The sequence below is a fragment of the Shewanella sp. 553 genome (assembly GCF_059338375.1).
On the sequence record NZ_CM181701.1, the window covers coordinates 491,603 to 509,868 of the forward strand.

The window sequence follows — 18,266 nt, forward strand, 5'->3', positions numbered from 1 at the left end:
ACTCAGCAAAGAAGCTAATGGCACCGCTTAAGCCATTACACCACGAGCGGTGCCTAACAAGCTAGTGCAGTAAGTAGAGGGTGGCCAAGCCTAAAAAAGCAAATAAGCCTATTACATCGGTGACAGTGGTCAGCACCATGCCACCCGCCAGCGCAGGGTCGACATTGAGCTTTTTAAGCAGTAGCGGGATAGTGGCGCCAGCAAATCCAGCCACCGTCATGTTGATTAACATGGCGCCGCCAATTAAAGCGCCTAGGGCGACATCGTCTTTCCATAGCCAAACGGCAGCAAACACCAAAATAGACCAGAGCAGGCCATTAAGAAAGCCGATCGCTAACTCCTTGCCAACTAACCAACGTGAGTTACTTTGACCTATCTGTCCTAGTGCGATACCGCGGATCACTAAAGCTAAGGTTTGGTTACCAGCCACTCCGCCCATGCTGGGCACTATGGTCATTAATACCGCAATGGTAGCAAATTGTTCTATGGTGCCTTCAAACATATTGCTCACCGACGCCGCTAACAGTGCGGCAAATAGATTAATCGTCAGCCAGAGTGAGCGCCGAAAGGTACTCTTAAGGACCGGGCCGAAGGTGTCGGTCTCATCATCCATTCCGGCCATCCCCATCATCGAATGCTCAGCATCTTCACGGATCACATCGACAACGTCATCTATGGTGATCCGCCCAAGCAGTTTATTGGTTTTTTCATCGACCACAGGTGCCGATACCCAGTCGTGGCGTTCAAATAGCTGCGCGACTTCACTGTCGTGCATACCCACAGGGATCCCTTCGAGCTCTTGGTTCATGATGTCGCGCACCGATGCATTCGGATCGCAGGTGAGCAGATCGGCGATCGCTACGCCACCAAGCAGGCTGTCGTGCTTGTCAACCACATATAGGGTATCGGTGGCTTCTGGTAATTCACCACGAATACGCAGGTAACGCAGGATCACGTCGACATTCACATCTGGCCTTAGGGTCACCGTATCTGTGTTCATTAAGCTGCCGGCGGTGTCTTCTGGGTATGACAGAGCCTGTTCGACTCGCGCCCTATCTTGGCTGCGCATCGATTGCAGTACTTGATTGAATACGCTGTCTGGCAGGCTACGCAGTATGTAGGCCAGGTCGTCGGTATCCATATTTTCGGCCGCTTTTGCTACGCGCTCAGGGCTCATCTGGCTAATAAATTGATCTTTGAGCTCTTCACTGAGTTCATCGAGTATCTCACCCGTATGGGCTTGATCGATAAGTTGCCATAATACTTGCCGCGCACGCGGTGGAGAGGACTCTAAAATAAAGGCGATATCCGAGGCCGCCATGTCGTGCAGCATACTACGCACATGGACAAACATACCGCTGCTCAGGGCTTGCGTCAGCTGCTGTAAACGTTGATCTGTAGTTTCATTATCTAACACTTCGATCGGCATGACTTCCCCTTGGAAAAATGGCGCGGCGACATAGGTTATTGGCTAAGTAACCTGAACTCGGGATAATTATAGAATGAGATGAGCCGTTTAGGCTCGAGGTGGGGCGATTATACGGCTTCTTCGAATTTTGCGTCAATCAGTGCGCTAATGGCATCGAGTGCCGCTTGGGCATCTTGGCCTTCACTGGTGATGGTAATAGTTTTACCAAAGCCGGTTTCTAGCATTAATAGCCCAAGCACACTGGCGGCTGAAGCTTGCTTGTCACCTTGAATTAAGGTGACTTGGGCATCAAACTGAGCGGCCAATACCGCCAGTTTGGTGGCGGCTCGCGCATGCAACCCCAGCTTGTTGCAGATGGTTAATTGGCGTTCAAGCTTGTTCATGCTGAAGTTCTCTGTGGCGCGCCTGTACCTTATGTTTCCCTTTATTGAACAGCTTGGCCAGTTGATCGGTCACATACACCGAGCGATGTTGGCCGCCGGTACAACCAATGGCGATCGTTAAGTAGCTACGGTTATTGCGCTCAAGGTGTGGCAGCCACGTTTCGAATAGATTTTCTATCTGCCAAATAAACTTATTTACTAGCGGCTGCTGACTTAAAAACTGCTGCACTGGTTGGTCGAGACCCGTCAGCGGGCGTAACTCCGTTTCCCAGTGGGGATTGGGCAGAAAACGCACGTCAAACATAAAGTCTGCTTCACTTGGCATACCGTATTTAAAGCCAAATGACTCAAAGTTAATCACTAACTCCTTGTCTACTGTGCCTAGTAAGATCTCGCGTACCTTATCGCTTAAATCATAGATGTTAAGGGTAGAGGTGTCGATGTAGTGATCGACCATCTTAGAGATAGGCTCGAGCATTTTGCCTTCAAGTTGAATGGCTTCTTTGAGAGAGGCTTTTGAGCGTGACAGTGGATGTAACCTGCGGGTTTCACTGTAGCGTTTAAGTAACACATCGTCAGATGAGTTTAAGAAGAAACTCAGTATTTCGGTATCTTTAGGGAGATTAGCTAGCTGCTTCTCCAGCTGAATGTCCTCGCTGGGCATGTTGCGCACATCGACGCTTATGGCTACGAGTTCATTTCGACCTTTGAGCTGACTGAGCAGTGAGTCCATCATCTGTAGTGGCAGATTATCGACACAGTAATAACCCAGATCTTCCAGTACCCTAAGGACTACCGATTTTCCTGAGCCTGATCGCCCAGATACCATTACCAATTTCATTGGGTGATCACCTGATACAATTCTGCCTCGTCGTGGGTTTTTCTTAGCTGTTTGATGATGGCTTTATCACTTAATTTCTCTGCCATCGCGGCGAGGGTGCTAAGGTGCTGTTCGCATTGCTCTGAAGGAACCAATAATGCAAAGAGGATATCGACGGGCTGATTATCAATTGCATCGAATGCGATTGGCTCAGCACATTTAATCAATACGGCGACTGGCTTCTCAATATTCGTCAGCCGTCCGTGAGGGATCGCGATACCATTGCCTATACCTGTGCTGCCCATTTTCTCTCTCGCCAAAAGGCTTTCAAAAATCTCTTGAGAGGAAAGGGTGGGGTACTGGACAGCGGCCAAGTCGCTGATAAGTTCCAGTACCTTTTTCTTACTGCCCGGAGTGGCGCAGGTTGTGCACTCCGGCCGCAGGATGGTACTAAGTTCCATCGTTAATGCTTTATTAGCTTCTCTTTGTGTTTAATGACCTGACGATCTAATTTATCGATCAGGGAATCTATCGCGGCATACATGTCCGCGTGCTCTGATGTTGCAAATACTTCCCCACCACGGAGATGTAACTTTGCTTCAACTTTTTGCATCAATTTTTCGACATTTAATATCACATGGACATTATTGATCTGATCGAAATGCCGTTCAAGCTTTGTAAACTTTTCTTCAACATAGTTGCGCAGAGATTGGGTGATCTCGATGTGGTGCCCAGTCAGATTTATTTGCATAAAGTGATTCCTCCGGTTTCCAGTTGTTGATTATAAGCTTTTACGTTGATTTGACGGCGGTATCAACATCGCCTCACGATATTTTGCAATCGTGCGTCGAGCGACTTGGATACCTTGCTCTGCCAGCAGTTGTGCCATCTTACTGTCACTTAAGGGTTTCTTTTGATTTTCTGCGGCGACTAGCTTCTTAATAAAAGCGCGGATCGCAGTAGAAGAGCATTCACCACCATCGTCGGTCCCGACATGGCTGGAGAAAAAGTATTTCAGCTCAAAAATCCCTCTTGGCGTGTGCATATACTTTTGGGTAGTGACCCGCGAGATGGTCGATTCATGCATCTCGACCGCTTCGGCAATATCATTAAGCACCATAGGTTTCATCGCTTCTTCACCAAACTCGAAAAAACCTTGCTGGAAATCGACAATGCAGTTGGTGACCTTAAGCAAGGTATCGTTGCGGCTCTCTAAACTTTTTAGAAACCATTTAGCTTCTTGCAAGTGACCACGAATAAACTGGCCATCGGCTTGGTTTTTGGTGCTGCGTGCCATCGAGGCATAATGTTGGTTTACATTAATCTTAGGCATACTATCGGGATTAAGCTCGACCACCCAGCGACCTTTTTTCTTGCTAACTGTGACATCGGGGATCACGTATTCGTCGCGACTGGCAGTAATGGCCAGCCCCGGGCGCGGATTGAGGGTTTGAATTAGCGCTATGGCCTCACGCAGGTCATCCTCTTTCAGCTTGGTCTTACGCATCAATAGGCGAAAGTCTCGTCCGGCGATAAGATCTAAGTAATCACGGATCAAGAGTCTGGCGTTGTCGATATGCGGGGTGTCGGGGTTGTATTGGGCCAGTTGGATCATCAGGCATTCGCTGAGGTCTCTGGCACCAATCCCGATAGGATCGAAATGTTGTACCCGTTTTAATACCGCTTCAATTTCGTCGAGTTCGATTTCAGGATCGCCCATGGCTTCGAGAATATCGTCGCACGTTTGCGTCAAGTAGCCGCGCTCGTCTATGGCGTCAATGATGGCGGTGGCGATAGCAAGATCGTTGTCAGAAAAGGGCGTGAGGTTTTTTTGCCATTCGAGGTGTTCATACAAGCCTTCGCTGGTTTCCCCTTGAAAGGGCATGTCATCGTCGCGCATGGCACCAGAGCTGGAGTTGGGTGAGGCGGTATAGACCTCATCCCATGTGGTGTCGACGGGAAGCTCATCGGGCATAGAGTCTTGATTGAGTGCATCGGAGGTTTCTAAGCTTGAATTGTCTTCACTCGAGTCGACTTGCAGTTGCTCATTGTAATCGGTGTCGAAGTTGTCATTACGCTCTTGTTCTGAGTCGATATTGGCGCCTTCTTGCTCCTCGTCTAACTCGAGTAGAGGGTTAGACTCTAATGCTTGCTGGATCTCTTGCTGCAATTCCAATGACGAGAGTTGCAACAGACGAATGGCCTGTTGCAACTGGGGCGTCATGGTTAAATGCTGACCCATTTTGAGCTGAAGTGACGCTTTCATCGTACTGCTATTCCCTTGTTTCTAATTCTAAAGTGAGAAAGCTGCCTCTGGTATTAAACCGCTAAGGCGAATGATCTACTTAACAAGGTAAGAGCGGTTTAGCCTTTTACCTTGAGCGCTAATAACGTTAACTATAGCTTGAATTGTTCTCCTAAGTACACCGCTCGAACTTGTTGGTTATCTAAGATCTCATCGGGTGTTCCTTCGGCAATCAAATTACCGTGACTGACAATGTAGGCTTTTTCACACACATCCAATGTTTCACGTACGTTGTGGTCGGTGATCAGTACGCCAAGGCCACGATTTTTCAGTTGCTCAATAATCTTTTTGATGTCGATAACCGAAATGGGATCGACCCCGGCGAAGGGTTCATCAAGCAAAATAAACTTAGGATTGGCGGCTAATGCTCGGGCGATTTCGACGCGACGACGTTCGCCACCGGACAGTGCCATCCCCTGACTATCGCGGATGTGAGTAATATGAAACTCTTCTAGCAGGTGCTCCAACTCCTCTTCGCGCGCATCGTTACTGAGCTCGCGTCGGGTTTGTAATACCGCCATAATATTATCGCGTACCGATAATTTCCGAAAAATACTGGCTTCTTGCGGTAGATAGCCAATCCCTTTGCGGGCGCGCAAATGCATAGGATCTAAAGTGAGATCGTCATCGTCAATAAAAATACGTCCCTTGTCACTCTGGACTAGACCGACCACCATGTAAAAGGTGGTGGTTTTACCTGCGCCATTAGGCCCTAGCAAGCCGACGATTTGCCCTGTGCGTACGGTTAAGCTGACATCTTGTACCACGGCGCGGCTTTTGTAGCTTTTGGCTAAGTTAACCGCTTTTAGCGTCATCTCTGTCATTGCTTTTCCTGCTTGGGCTGTTCTTGGGGCTGACTTTTGCTGTTGTCTTGGTAACTTTCGGGTTGAATGATGGTGATAACGCGATCGCTACCCGTACTTTCGGCTATCAACTGTTGCTGCTCAATGTTGTAGCGAATTTGATTACCTGTGACTTGGCTACCTTCTTGTTCGAGGGTGGCATTACCAATTAGGGTTAGAGTGCGGGTCGACAGTTCATAGCGGATCTCATTGGCGCTGGCTGACGCTGGACGACCATTTTCCATCACCTGTGTATAAGTGGCTGGCTTACCCTTTGCCACTAAGATTTTGCCGCTACTATTTTCTTTGGTAAAGGCGCGTAATTCATCGGCTAAAATTTTAATGGAGCCTTGAGTCACCTCTACTGGGCCATTGAAGATAATCTGATTATTTTTAATATCAGCTTCTTGGCTTGCGGCTGAAATCTTAACCTCTTGCAGCAGGTCGGTTTCATTCGCCGCACTCTGCAGGCTAACCATGGTTAACAGGCCTGCAAGAATAAGATTATTTAGTTTCATATGTTCCTTCTACCTGGCTCGTCAGTCGTACTTTTTGTGCATTGAGGTCGGCATATAAGCCTTTTCCGGTAATCAAAAAATCGTTACCGGTGATCCGAATGGTTTGATCGGATGTCATGATCATGGTGTTGAGGTCCAATTCCATGTAGTTGGTTTCTATGGTTTGGATGGGCTCTTCAGGGCTAATGGCATCAATAATGACATTATTTTCCAAGATGACTTTGCCACTGTCTTTGTCTAATGTACCCCGAGCCGAGCGCAACCGCCACTGAGCATCGCCGTTATCGGGATAGACCAGATAAGTAGGCTGGGTAAAATAGGTCATATTACGCTCGGCATAGTGTTCCATATGGCTAGCCGAGACGCGGCTATTAAGTTTGCCTTGTTCGTCGTATTGCACGCTATTAATGTTGTTAATCACATAATCTGGACGATCGGACGCGTCGAGCAACAGCGCTTGTGATCCTTGCTTAGTCTGCACCTGCCAATAGAGCACTAAAGCGGTACCAAAAAACGCGATAATCGCCAGGGTGACTCTATTCATATGCTCATACCGTGAGCCGATTCAAACTTATCTTGGCTTAGCAAAATAAGGTCGGTTAATTCACGTAGCGCACCATGGCCGCCATTAATATGGGTGACCATATCGGCATGCTGCTTAACATAAGGGTGACCATCGGCGACGCACACCGACAAGCCGACTTGTTGCATTACGGGTAGGTCGACCATGTCATCGCCAATATAGGCCACCTGTTGTGGGCTGACTTGATAGCGTGCCAGAAGCTCTTGGTAGGGGATGAGCTTGTTGTCGACCCCTTGATAAATATGGCTAATGCCAAGGGCCGTCATACGGTCTTCGACAATTTTCGATTTACGTCCGGTGATAATCGCCACGGCAATATCGCTAGTCAGTAGCGAGCGAACGCCATAGCCATCACGAGTATGGAACGTTTTTAGCTCGTCGCCAGAGTTACTCATATAAACCAGCCCGTCAGAAAACACGCCGTCTACGTCACAAATCAGTAGTTTAATCTGTTTAGCTTTTTGCCAGACTGAGTCAGCGATAGGGCCGTAAAAACCTTGATGTGGCATCTTATATCACTCCTGCTTTAACCATATCGAGCATATTGAGTGCGCCAATGGGTTGCTGTTGAAGGTTAGTCACAATTAAGCCATTAATCTGCTTTTCTTCCATTATGTTAAGCGCTTCAGCGGCTAAAATGCCGTCGCTGACGGTCACGCAGCCTTGGGTCATAACGTGGCTGATGGAGGTGTTTCTAAGGTCGACTTCGGCATCGATCACGCGGCGCAGATCGCCATCGGTAAAGATGCCAACCAATACGCCATTGTCATCGATCACGGCGGTCATGCCGAGGCCTTTTTTAGAGATCTCATACAATGCGTCGGTAATGCAGATGTGTTGGGGTACTATGGGGAGTTCATCGCCTTTGTGCATCACATCGCTGACCCTTAGTAGCAATTTACGGCCTAAGCTGCCACCGGGGTGCGATAGCGCAAAATCATCTTTAGTAAAGCCTCTAGCCTGCAATAGAGCCACGGCAAGGGCATCGCCCATCACTAGGGTTGCAGTGGTACTGGAGGTCGGCGCGAGCCCAAGTGGGCAGGCTTCTTCTGGTACGTCGATACACAGATGCACCATCGAATGCTTTGCCATATTGGAGTCGGGCTTTCCCGTTACTGCAATCACTGGCAGCCCCATACGTTTGATCACCGGCATCAAGGTTAAAATTTCACTGGCTTCACCCGAGTTGGAGATAGCAAGTACAATATCATTTTCACTCAGTACGCCAAGATCACCGTGGCTGGCTTCGCCAGGATGTACAAAGAAGGCGGGGGTGCCAGTGCTGGCTAAGGTGGCAGAAATCTTGTTGCCAATATGGCCCGATTTACCCATGCCCATCACGATCACCTTACCAGTACAACTCAGAATTAACTGGCATGCCTTGGCAAATTCGCTTGAATCGACATATTGATAAAGATTATCGAGGGCATTGCGCTCGATATCGATAACATTACGCCCCCATTGACGTAGTTGATCTGCATCTACCATCTTGTTCTCTCTTTAAAAAATCAGTTCGGGCTAGACCTGCAATTAGGATTGAAAAACCAGCACCTGATAAACAACAAAGCTCATCAATAACACTCCGCCGTGCCAAGGTTTGAGCTGACGCGACTTACCCGTTAGTAGGATTAGTATGGCTAAGGCACTGCTGGTCGCCAACACCATGTAAAAGTCTCGCGTGCTGGCGGCGGCATCGACAGCACCAGGTGCAATCAGTGCAGGCAGTGCTAATACCGCTAAAATATTAAATAGATTGGAGCCGACGATGTTGCCTATGGCTAAATCATCTTCTTTTTTCAGTACTCCGGCAACACAGGCGGCTAATTCTGGCAGACTGGTACCAACGGCTATAATGGTGAGACCAATCACCAGATCCGATAAGTGGTACGCTTTAGCGATACCCACGGCGCCATCGACCATCCAGTCGGCCGATAAGGGGAGTAAAATAATACCGACGACTAACCAGAGTATGGCTTTGATTGTTGGGACATCTTTGGGGATTTCGCTATCGGATTCATCGGCTAATAGATCGGCTTCTTTATTGCTGACGGCGTGCCAAATCAGGTAGCCCATTAAGGCTAAAAACAGCAGCATTAGGCCCACGCCCTCAATGCGGGTCAGTTGGCCGTCATGTAGGAAATACCCAGCAATCACAGTGGCGGCCAGCATCATCGGAATTTCACGCTTTAAAGTTTGCGAGCTAACGGAGATGGCACCCAGTAGTGCGGTGAGCCCGAGAATTAAACTGATGTTGGCAACGTTTGAGCCTAGTACATTACCAATGGCGGTATCGGTCATACCTTCCATTGATGCCGTCGCGGCGACAAACATTTCCGGCGCCGAGCTGCCCATGGCAACAATCGTTAAACCAATTAACATGGGTGGTAGGCCCAAATTGCGGGCAAATGCGCCTGCACCATAAACGAATTTGTCGGCACTCCATACTAGAGTGGCTAATCCAGCAAGCAGTAAAAAAATATTAAAAAGCATTAAAGTTCATTTTTGTTTGAGTGTCTGCCGCGCATTTTCGCTGGATTTGGACAAAATTGAAAGTATTGCGGCAAGATAGTGTCGATTCAGTTGTGCACAATAGGTCAATTACGTACAATTTGCCTCTTTTTGTGCCGATTTATCACGGAACATATAGGTCTTACAATGATCAATGAACGAACAGATGATGACGCCACGCCGCTAGTCGAGATTGAACATCTGGCTTTTAGTCGCGGTTCTCATGTGATTTATGAAGATGTTAGCCTGTCGATCCCTAAAGGGAAAGTCACGGCCATTATGGGCCCCAGTGGGATAGGTAAAACCACCCTGCTTAAGTTAATCGGTGGTCAATTACAGCCCAATCGCGGCAATATTAAAATCGATGGTATCGATGTACATCAGTGCAACCGCAGTGAGCTGTTTGAGCTGCGTAAACGTATGAGTATGTTATTTCAAAGTGGCGCACTGTTTACCGACATGAATGTGTTCGACAATGTTGCCTTTGCTTTGCGTGAACATTCAGGCTTACCTGAAGCCATCATTAAGCGTATCGTGCTGATGAAGTTAGAGGCCGTAGGCCTGCGCGGTGCTGCGAAGATGATGCCTAGTGAGTTATCTGGTGGTATGCAGCGACGTGCTGCACTAGCCAGAGCCATCGCCTTAGAACCTGAGCTGATTTTATACGATGAGCCATTTGCGGGCCAAGACCCAATTTCTATGGGGGTGTTGGTTAAGCTTATCAGAGAGTTAAGCGATGCACTTAACTTAACCTCTGTCGTAGTGTCTCACGATGTACAAGAGGTATTGGGCATTGCCGATTATGTCTATGTGTTGGCAGACAAGCGCATTATCGCTCACGGTACGCCTGAAGAGTTAAGGCTGGCCGACAACCCAAAGTTGAAGCAGTTTATTGGTGGGGAGCCTGATGGCCCAGTGCCATTTCATTTTCCTGCTGTAAATTACCAAGAGGAGATGTTAGGTGAGCTTAACTGATCACATTGCTGGTATCGGTCGTAGTGCGATAGCCAGTGTGACTGGACTTGGCAGTGCAGGGCTGATGCTTTGGGGCGCCATTGCCCGAGTACCTAAGCCGCGTAAAGGGATCCCGCTGCTCATCAAGCAACTGTATGTTATCGGTGTGCAATCTATGGTGATCATCTTGGTCTCTGGCTTGTTTATCGGTATGGTGCTGGCGCTGCAGGGCTATAATATCTTGGTAGGGTTTGGCACTGAAGATAGCTTAGGGCCTATGGTGGCGCTGAGTTTGCTCAGAGAGCTCGGCCCTGTGGTAACCGCATTGTTGTTTGCTGGGCGAGCTGGCTCAGCGTTGACGGCTGAGATTGGCTTAATGAAGAGCACAGAGCAGCTATCGAGCCTAGAGATGATGGCTATCGATCCGCTGCGGCAGATCATTGCTCCTCGTTTTTGGGCCGGGGTGATCAGCCTACCATTATTGGCGTTAATGTTTACCGCCGTGGGTATTTACGGTGGACATATTGTCGGTGTCGAGTGGAAAGGGATCGATGGCGGCAGCTTTTGGTCGATTTTGCAGGCATCGGTAGAGTGGCGCCAAGATATCGTTAATTGCTTAATTAAAAGCCTGGTGTTTGCGGTTGTAGTGACTTGGATAGCCTTATATCGAGGTTATAATGTGATCCCAAATCCAGAGGGGATCAGCCGAGCGACCACCCAGACTGTTGTGCAATCGAGTTTGGCAGTATTGGCGTTAGATTTTCTATTAACTGCCATGATGTTTGGTAATTAATGAATGTTTGTTTACGGATGAACTAATTGTACCGCGCAGTGTGGTATCTAAAGAATTGAGTGGTAATCAGAGTATGTTGACTCGAAAAATTGAATTATTAGTGGGCGTGTTTATTCTGTCTGGTTTGATGGCGTTTTTAGTGTTGGTGTTTAATGTCGCTAACGTCGAGGTTAAGCCGGGTCAAAGCCATTACACCCTGTATGCTAAATTCACCAACATTGGTGGCCTTAAAGTGCGCTCACCAGTTAAAGTCGGTGGGGTTGTAGTAGGGCGAGTGACTCAAATCAGCTTAGATCCAACAGAGCTGGTTGCCGTAGTTGAATTGGCGATGGATAAGCAGTATGAGCAGTTTCCAGAAACCAGTAGTCTGTCGATTTTAACGTCAGGTTTATTAGGTGAGCAGTTTTTAGGGCTTACACCTGGGTTTGTCATGGACGATATTGGCATGCTGCAAGAGGGTGACTATATCGACGATACCCATTCCGCGTTAGTGCTCGAAGATCTGATCGGCCAGTTTTTATATAGTGTTAAATCGAAAGACAATTAATAGGGATCATTATGAAACAGTTATGCAAAGTCATCTTTGCCTGCATGGCGTATTTAGTTAGCTCTGTCAGCTATGCTGCCGACCCAGAGGTGAATATTCAAAATCCTTATGCCATGGTTGAATCGGTAGCCAATAAGACTTTTGCCCGCTTTCATCAGGATATTGACATAATTAAGACCAATCCTGACCACCTTAAGGTGATAGTCTCTGATGAGTTGATGCCTTATGTCGATTACAAATATGCCGCATACAAGGTAATGGGCTCCTATTTACGCCAGAGTACACCCGATCAGCGCGATCGTTTTGCCGAGGCTTTTAAGACCTATTTAATTGCCACCTATGCTCAAGCATTTACCGAGTACACCAACCAGAAAGTGGAATTTGCCCCAGCAAAAAGTTTTGCTGACGAAAAAATGGTTGATGTTAACGTACAGATTATCGAACAAGGCCGTCCACCTATTAAGCTGCAGTTTAGAGTGCGCCGCCTTAAAGATGATAGCTGGAAAGCGTTTGATTTGGTGGCTGAAGGGGTGAGCTTACTCTCTTCAAAGAGTGCTGAAATTTCTAATTTGATCCGCCAAAATGGTATCGATTCGGTGATTGAAGAGTTACTGACACACACCAATAACCAAATTAGCTTAGGCAAATTGGAGACTAAGCTGTAATGCTGACGTTTAACTGCGAAGGCAGTACTTGCTCGGTTTGCGGCGAGTTGTCCAAGCAAGCAGTGATTGCACTCTGGCCTGAAGTTGAGCAGTTACTCACTTCAGATGTGTCACGGCTCGATTTATCAGGCATCACCAGCGCCGATACGGCAGGGGTGGCATTACTGCTGCAATTGATGGCACAACAGCGTCAAGACGGTGGCTCATTGATTTTGAGCCAGGCACCGCTGCAATTACAAAAATTGATTGATTTATATGATTTACAAGACTTCTTCGTCGAAGAAGCCAATTAAAGGTTACCCGTTCATGGAATGTAAAGCGATTGAGCAGCTTCTGACTGAAGCGCTATCTCTAGAAGAAGTACACGTGACTCAAGATGGCACCCATTATAAAATTGTTGCCGTGGGTGAGTGTTTCGATGGCGCTAGCCGAGTGAAACAGCAGCAGATGATTTATGCCCCTTTGATGGAGCAAGTGACTAGCGGTGCATTGCACGCCATCACGATAAATGCATTTACTCCAACGCAATGGAAGCGTGAAAAAATCTTCAACATGCCAGCGTAGAGAGTCATTGTGGATAAACTAAAAATTCAGGCCAGTGGTGCATTGGCCGGTGAAGTTGTTATTTCTGGTGCAAAAAACGCCGCGCTGCCTATTTTGATGGCGGGTGTGTTAGCCCACACAGATTTTGTCGTCAGCAATGTGCCTAACCTCAGAGACGTTAATACCAGCTGCGAACTATTACGTTGCTTAGGAGCTGATGTTAAGCGGGCCGACAGTGGCGAAATCACCATCTCTACCACCCACCTTAATGAGTTTTGCGCGCCCTATGAATTGGTGAAAACCATGCGGGCGTCTATTCTGATTTTAGGCCCATTATTGGCCCGTTATGGTACCGCCGATGTGTCATTGCCTGGCGGTTGCGCTATTGGCGCACGTCCAGTTAACTTGCATCTGCATGGTTTAGAACAGATGGGCGCTAAAATTGAGGTGAAAGAAGGCTACATCAAGGCGCGTGTCGATGGCCGCTTAAAAGGCGCACATATCTTTATGGATATGATCAGCGTTGGTGCCACCGAAAACTTAATCATGGCTGCAGCGCTTGCCGATGGCGAAACTGTGATTGAGAATGCGGCGCGTGAGCCGGAGGTTATTGATTTAGCTAATTGTTTAATTGCTATGGGCGCTAAGATCAGCGGTGCGGGTACTGATACTATTCGTATTCAAGGCGTTGAAAAATTAAATGGTTGTCACTATCGGGTTATGCCTGATCGTATCGAAACCGGCAGTTTCTTGGTTGCGGCTGCTGTCACGCGCGGTAAAATCCGCTGCACTGCTGCCGATCCTTCAACATTAGAATCTGTGCTTGCCAAACTCGAAGATGCCGGCGCGCAGATCACCACCGGTGATGATTGGATTGAGCTCGATATGCAAGGTAAACGTCCAAAGGCGGTCAATATCAAGACCATGCCTTACCCTGGCTTTCCTACCGACATGCAAGCGCAGTTTTGCGTGCTTAACGCCTTAGCCGATGGTACCGCGACCATTACCGAAACGATTTTTGAAAATCGCTTCATGCATGTTCCTGAGCTTATCCGTATGGGGGCGACGATGGAGCTAGAAGGTAATACTTGTATTATTCAAGGTATTGAAAAGCTTAATGGTGCTCAAGTGATGGCAACCGATCTACGCGCCTCTGCAAGCTTGGTGATTGCCGGTTTAGTTGCCGATGGCATCACTACAGTTGACCGTATCTATCATTTAGATAGAGGCTATGAGCATATCGAAGATAAGTTTAAAGGCCTCGGTGGCGAAGTGGTGAGAGTGAGTTAACCCACTTGTCTAGCGACTCGTTTATATAAGTTAAAAAGCCACCGATAGCTCGGTGGCTTTTTTATATATCCTATTCTATGTTCATAAATTGCTTATGAGCTCACTTTTGCCTTGGTTGATAGCTGTTATTGTGAGCAGATGTCGACTTTTATCATTTTTAACATCTATCTCTTTTACGGCTTGGTATTCTTTTCCATCGGCTGCGTGGTGTTATTTAGAAACTTTAAGTATAGCCAGTTATCTATTTCGCCCACCCTATGGGCACTGGCGTTATTTGGTTTTTCTCATGCTTTTCATGAATGGTCTGAACTGTATGTGATTCTGTTTGAAGCGGATATTCAGCCTCAATATCAAGTATTAGTCGAGTGGCTGCGATTGCTTAAATTGGCACTATCATTTGCCAGTTTAATGATTTTTGCCTGGTTGTTGTTTGGTATCGTGCCTAACGCTTTTGCCAAAGTTGGGCGGGGGCTGATCATCGCTATCTTAGCGGTCTATTTTATGGTCGTGGCATATTTTTCTAGTATCTTCAGCCTGTCTGAGTATCTGTTTCGGGAGGCTGCCCACTTCACGCGATTGTTACTAGGGTTTGGCAGTGCGTTTCTAGCTGGCTGTGGCATCGCGATTTATGGTTATAGCTTAATGAAAGCCAAGCATAAATACGGGCACTATTTTATTGCCACAGGGTTAGGTTTATGGATTTACGGCATCATGGCTGGATTGGTGGCAACCGAGCTGCACGTTGGGGTTCCGGTGTTGCGAACATTAGCGGGAGGCCTGATTTTGTTTACCCTGTTTAAGGCTTTAAAGGTATTTGATATTGAAAGAGAGATGCAGACTGAAGCAAAACTAAAGCGTGCGATAGAGGCTGACAAATTTAAAGCCATTGGCCGGCTGGCTACGGGGGTCGCCCATGAGATCAATAATCCATTGGCATCATCTTCATTAGCCCTTGAGTTGTTAGAGCGAAAATACCCCATAACCGATAGTGCGCAGCAGGAGTATGTTAATCGAGTCAGAATGGGTATTAGTCGCGCTGCCGACATAAGTAAAGAGTTACTTGCCTATGCTCGGCCTCGTTCGGAGTCATTTTCGTCCGTTAACCTCGCTAGGGTTGCGCAAGCGGCGATAAGGTTGTTGTCACATAAACGGCGGGATTTTCAAATTACCGTTGAATGTGAGCAAGATATCCAAATGAGTGGACAGAAGATTAAGCTGGAAGAGTTATTGATAAACTTGCTGTCAAATGCGATGGATGCGAGTGAGCCGAGAGGGATGATCCTACTGACGATTAAAAAGCTTCAGGATGGTATCTGTTTATCGGTACAAGATTTTGGTCACGGTATGGATACAGAAGTCGTGAATCGGGCTACCGAACTATTTTTTTCAACCAAAGCAATAGGTCAGGGTACAGGACTGGGGTTGGCCCATCTGTGATGCCATTGTTCGTGCTCACCATGGTGAGATGACAATACAGAGTGCGCTAGGGGAAGGTACACTAATCGATATTCATTTTCGCACTGATGAGGAAACATCATGAGTCATATTTTAATTGCAGAAGATGATGCCGATCTGCGTATCAATATGGTGGAGATATTAGAGCTTGAAGGCCATCAGGTGACTGCGGTTGATTGCGCTGAGGCAGCCATAGCGGCTTGTGAGCGCGATATTTTCGATATTGCCTTAATGGATCTATTGATGCCAGGCATGACAGGGGTCGAGGCGATATCTAACTTACGTCAATTGAATCCATTTTTAGCGATAGTCGTCATTACTGCTTATGCGACCGTAGATACAGCTGTTGATGCGATGAAGAAAGGGGCCGATAGTGTGATGACCAAGCCTTTTAATGCTGGCGAGCTGTTGATGACCATCAAACGCAGTATTGCAGAAAAGCAGCTGTTAAAATCCGCATCTGATATCGATCCCGATAGTGTTTATGCTGCGCTTGCTAACCCTTTACGGCGGCAAACCCTTAAACAACTCGGCACGCATAAACAGTTAAAATTTATGGATCTTTACCGTTTAGTTGATGCTTCTGACCATACTAAGTTTAATTTTCATTTACGCCAATTAAAAAAAGCGGGGTTGGTGCAACAAAATGAGAGCAAGATCTACATCCTGACAACAACTGGCCAGTTTGTACTGCAAAATCATAACCTGTCATAGATTTTAAGTAATTGATTTTGTTTGCTTTTAATTGGATATGATAATTAAAGTTAACAGACTCAGCGTTGTTGTGAAATCGCCTCATCTATCCCTTAAGTGGTAAAGCGCAAATACTGTGAGTATGTCCAAAGAGACATATCAATCGCCCTCCCTGCAAGTTGGTGATTGTCATAAGCCACGAGAGGATGAACAAAATGAGTAATCAAATTCCATGTAAAAAGCTACTGCTCGCTAGTATGGTTTCTATGCTAGTGGCGTGTGGTAGCGATAATGACGACACTATTATTCCACCAATCGAAGAGAATAATCCGCCGGTAGCCGTTGCTGATACGGCTAAAGTGACCGTGTCTGAAATGGTTATCATTGACGTGTTAGTCAATGATACCGATGTCGATGGTGACACCTTAACGCTTGTATCTGTTGATTCAACGAATGCCGTGATAAAAGAGGGGAAAGTTAATTTTACCGCAGGAGCATCGGCTGGCGAAGTGAAGTTTGCTTATACGATTACAGATGGTACCGATGAAGCGATTGGTGAAGTCACTGTGACTGTCGAGGCTGCTGTTACACCAGAGCCTGAAGTCTTGTCCTATGTGGGCTCTGCGGCTTGTGCAGGGTGTCATAGTGATCAGCATGCATCGTTTTCTAAGACTGGCCACAACTTCAAAATCCAAAAAATCAGTGCTGGTGAACAGCCAAGCTTCCCGTATACACCTGAGACAACCATTACTGGTGCCATCGACTTATTGGTTGATGCTACGCCAAATAATGATTTAGGTGCCCCAACTAGCTATGCCGATGTGAGTTATGTTGTTGGTGGCTACCATTGGAAGATGCGTTGGTTAGATAAAGATGGCTATATAGTTACGGGTAAGGATGTGCAATACAACATCCGTAACGGTAAAGGCGAACTCAATATTCCTGATAATCATCCTGCCGATGCGAACGTGATGGGAGACTATAAAGCGACCGAGTTTAACTACAAGTACAGCTGTGGTAATTGTCATACTACAGGTTGGAAGCGCACCACAGATGTGGCGGGGGGCGATGATCGTAATCCTGATCGTCAAGATAATTTGGCGGGCATGAATGGCACGTTTGCTGAGCAAGGGATCCAGTGTGAATCTTGCCATGGTGCAGGTAGCTTCCACGTTAAGGCCCCATCTACAGACAATATTACCAAGATAGCGATTGCGCGTACTACGGAAGATTTCCTTGCCGATGATATGGGTTATGGTAAAGCGGTAACCTGTGCCGAGTGTCATACCCGAGATGGCGAGAAAGATTATCCATCATTTGTGAGCAAGTACAATGAAGCATTTCCTAACGGTGCGAAAGTGGGTGGTCGTATTGTCGCTAAAGGTGGCCTTGCGCAGCATCACCAAACCGCTGATGAGCTGTTAGGAGTTGTTCCTGAAGATCACGGCACTTATAAAGCGGGTGATGAAATTGGTCCTAAGAGCAGTATGACGTGTACTACTTGTCACGATTCGCATAAGTCGACCAAAAACCAAGATAGTAGCGATGGTCTACACATGAATGCGGTGAAAGCGTGTACTGACTGTCACACTATGGCGTTCACTGATGGCGGTGGTTCAATTGGGCATGGTGTGATGGCTGAGTGTACCGATTGTCATATGCCCAAGCTGGCTAAGAGTGCGGTAACGACAGCGCCTAAGATGGGGACCTCTGATGTGGTATTTGGTGATATCAAGTCTCACCTCTTTACCCTAGATCTTTCACCAGATGCTAAGCAGTTTACCGATGATGGTAAGTTCCAAATGCCTTGGGGCACAGCTAAGTTTACTTGTGGTAACTGTCACGGAGACTACACGGATAAAGCCGCAGTATTGCCTAAGATTCATCAGTAATATAAGGGTTAGAGTGTAAAACTCACTTTAAGTGCTTAGAAAAGAC

General features: G+C 47.1%; 22 protein-coding genes. 10 read left to right on the forward strand and 12 right to left on the reverse strand.

The features are described 5' to 3' along the window. Nucleotides 1–61 precede the first annotated feature (61 nt). The 12 genes from mgtE to AC5YBZ_RS02340 form a co-directional block, all read right to left on the reverse strand. Nucleotides 62–1,429 carry a magnesium transporter gene (mgtE, locus tag AC5YBZ_RS02285; protein WP_494520156.1) on the reverse strand — a complete coding sequence of 456 codons (1,368 nt, stop codon included), beginning with the start codon at nucleotides 1,427–1,429 and terminating at the stop codon, nucleotides 62–64. A gap of 107 nt (nucleotides 1,430–1,536) precedes the next feature. Beyond that, the gene (locus tag AC5YBZ_RS02290) at nucleotides 1,537–1,812 is read right to left on the reverse strand and encodes an HPr family phosphocarrier protein (protein WP_494520155.1); all 276 of its coding nucleotides are present in this window, start codon (nucleotides 1,810–1,812) and stop codon (nucleotides 1,537–1,539) included. Beyond that, nucleotides 1,799–2,653: an RNase adapter RapZ gene (gene rapZ, locus AC5YBZ_RS02295; protein ID WP_494520154.1), complete on the reverse strand. Its 855-nt coding sequence runs from the start codon at nucleotides 2,651–2,653 to the stop codon at nucleotides 1,799–1,801. The genes AC5YBZ_RS02290 and rapZ overlap by 14 nt, the downstream gene beginning before the upstream one ends. Beyond that, the gene (gene ptsN / locus AC5YBZ_RS02300) at nucleotides 2,650–3,093 is read right to left on the reverse strand and encodes a PTS IIA-like nitrogen regulatory protein PtsN (protein WP_494520153.1); all 444 of its coding nucleotides are present in this window, start codon (nucleotides 3,091–3,093) and stop codon (nucleotides 2,650–2,652) included. Before ptsN ends, rapZ begins: the two co-directional genes overlap by 4 nt. Nucleotides 3,094–3,095: 2 nt before the next feature. Next, a complete protein-coding gene (gene hpf / locus AC5YBZ_RS02305; protein WP_494520152.1) occupies nucleotides 3,096–3,383 on the reverse strand; it encodes a ribosome hibernation promoting factor in 288 nt (95 codons plus the stop codon). 30 nt (nucleotides 3,384–3,413) lie between these two features. Continuing rightward, the gene (locus AC5YBZ_RS02310; RefSeq protein ID WP_494520151.1) at nucleotides 3,414–4,898 is read right to left on the reverse strand and encodes an RNA polymerase factor sigma-54; all 1,485 of its coding nucleotides are present in this window, start codon (nucleotides 4,896–4,898) and stop codon (nucleotides 3,414–3,416) included. A 131-nt stretch (nucleotides 4,899–5,029) separates the two neighbouring features. Continuing rightward, nucleotides 5,030–5,761, reverse strand: a complete 732-nt coding sequence (gene lptB, locus AC5YBZ_RS02315) for an LPS export ABC transporter ATP-binding protein (RefSeq protein ID WP_494520150.1) — start codon at nucleotides 5,759–5,761, stop codon at nucleotides 5,030–5,032. Then, nucleotides 5,758–6,297 carry a lipopolysaccharide transport periplasmic protein LptA gene (lptA, locus tag AC5YBZ_RS02320; RefSeq protein ID WP_494520149.1) on the reverse strand — a complete coding sequence of 180 codons (540 nt, stop codon included), beginning with the start codon at nucleotides 6,295–6,297 and terminating at the stop codon, nucleotides 5,758–5,760. The genes lptB and lptA overlap by 4 nt, the downstream gene beginning before the upstream one ends. After that, nucleotides 6,284–6,841, reverse strand: coding sequence for an LPS export ABC transporter periplasmic protein LptC (gene lptC / locus AC5YBZ_RS02325; RefSeq protein WP_494520148.1), 558 nt, complete (start codon nucleotides 6,839–6,841; stop codon nucleotides 6,284–6,286). The genes lptA and lptC overlap by 14 nt, the downstream gene beginning before the upstream one ends. Continuing rightward, nucleotides 6,838–7,389, reverse strand: coding sequence for a 3-deoxy-manno-octulosonate-8-phosphatase KdsC (kdsC, locus tag AC5YBZ_RS02330; protein WP_494520147.1), 552 nt, complete (start codon nucleotides 7,387–7,389; stop codon nucleotides 6,838–6,840). The genes lptC and kdsC overlap by 4 nt, the downstream gene beginning before the upstream one ends. A gap of 1 nt (nucleotide 7,390) precedes the next feature. Continuing rightward, on the reverse strand, nucleotides 7,391–8,368 hold the full coding sequence (locus AC5YBZ_RS02335) for a KpsF/GutQ family sugar-phosphate isomerase (protein ID WP_494520146.1): 978 nt from the start codon (nucleotides 8,366–8,368) through the stop codon (nucleotides 7,391–7,393). A gap of 42 nt (nucleotides 8,369–8,410) precedes the next feature. Further along, a complete protein-coding gene (locus AC5YBZ_RS02340) occupies nucleotides 8,411–9,370 on the reverse strand; it encodes a calcium/sodium antiporter (protein ID WP_494520145.1) in 960 nt (319 codons plus the stop codon). Between the two features lie 165 nt (nucleotides 9,371–9,535). On the opposite strand from AC5YBZ_RS02340, the gene AC5YBZ_RS02345 reads away from it, so the two are divergent. The 10 genes from AC5YBZ_RS02345 (at nucleotide 9,536) to AC5YBZ_RS02390 (ending at nucleotide 18,220) form a co-directional block, all read left to right on the forward strand. After that, nucleotides 9,536–10,363 carry an ATP-binding cassette domain-containing protein gene (locus AC5YBZ_RS02345; RefSeq protein WP_494520144.1) on the forward strand — a complete coding sequence of 276 codons (828 nt, stop codon included), beginning with the start codon at nucleotides 9,536–9,538 and terminating at the stop codon, nucleotides 10,361–10,363. Then, entirely contained in the window at nucleotides 10,350–11,135 is a 786-nt protein-coding gene (gene mlaE, locus AC5YBZ_RS02350) for a lipid asymmetry maintenance ABC transporter permease subunit MlaE (RefSeq protein ID WP_494520143.1), read from the forward strand. The genes AC5YBZ_RS02345 and mlaE overlap by 14 nt, the downstream gene beginning before the upstream one ends. A gap of 73 nt (nucleotides 11,136–11,208) precedes the next feature. After that, entirely contained in the window at nucleotides 11,209–11,682 is a 474-nt protein-coding gene (mlaD, locus tag AC5YBZ_RS02355; RefSeq protein WP_494520142.1) for an outer membrane lipid asymmetry maintenance protein MlaD, read from the forward strand. Between the two features lie 8 nt (nucleotides 11,683–11,690). Further along, nucleotides 11,691–12,347: an MlaC/ttg2D family ABC transporter substrate-binding protein gene (locus tag AC5YBZ_RS02360; RefSeq protein WP_494521673.1), complete on the forward strand. Its 657-nt coding sequence runs from the start codon at nucleotides 11,691–11,693 to the stop codon at nucleotides 12,345–12,347. Continuing rightward, on the forward strand, nucleotides 12,347–12,640 hold the full coding sequence (locus AC5YBZ_RS02365; RefSeq protein ID WP_494520141.1) for an STAS domain-containing protein: 294 nt from the start codon (nucleotides 12,347–12,349) through the stop codon (nucleotides 12,638–12,640). The genes AC5YBZ_RS02360 and AC5YBZ_RS02365 overlap by 1 nt, the downstream gene beginning before the upstream one ends. Before the next feature lie 13 nt (nucleotides 12,641–12,653). Beyond that, nucleotides 12,654–12,911 carry a BolA family protein gene (locus AC5YBZ_RS02370; RefSeq protein WP_110455780.1) on the forward strand — a complete coding sequence of 86 codons (258 nt, stop codon included), beginning with the start codon at nucleotides 12,654–12,656 and terminating at the stop codon, nucleotides 12,909–12,911. A 9-nt stretch (nucleotides 12,912–12,920) separates the two neighbouring features. Next, the gene (gene murA / locus AC5YBZ_RS02375) at nucleotides 12,921–14,180 is read left to right on the forward strand and encodes a UDP-N-acetylglucosamine 1-carboxyvinyltransferase (protein ID WP_494520140.1); all 1,260 of its coding nucleotides are present in this window, start codon (nucleotides 12,921–12,923) and stop codon (nucleotides 14,178–14,180) included. A gap of 138 nt (nucleotides 14,181–14,318) precedes the next feature. Further along, a complete protein-coding gene (locus AC5YBZ_RS02380) occupies nucleotides 14,319–15,617 on the forward strand; it encodes a sensor histidine kinase (protein ID WP_494543375.1) in 1,299 nt (432 codons plus the stop codon). Nucleotides 15,618–15,716: 99 nt separating this feature from the next. Further along, a complete protein-coding gene (locus AC5YBZ_RS02385; protein ID WP_494520138.1) occupies nucleotides 15,717–16,349 on the forward strand; it encodes a winged helix-turn-helix domain-containing protein in 633 nt (210 codons plus the stop codon). A 194-nt stretch (nucleotides 16,350–16,543) separates the two neighbouring features. Beyond that, nucleotides 16,544–18,220 (forward strand): Ig-like domain-containing protein, encoded by a 1,677-nt coding sequence (locus tag AC5YBZ_RS02390; RefSeq protein WP_494520137.1) that lies wholly within the window; start codon nucleotides 16,544–16,546, stop codon nucleotides 18,218–18,220. Nucleotides 18,221–18,266: the final 46 nt, after the last annotated feature.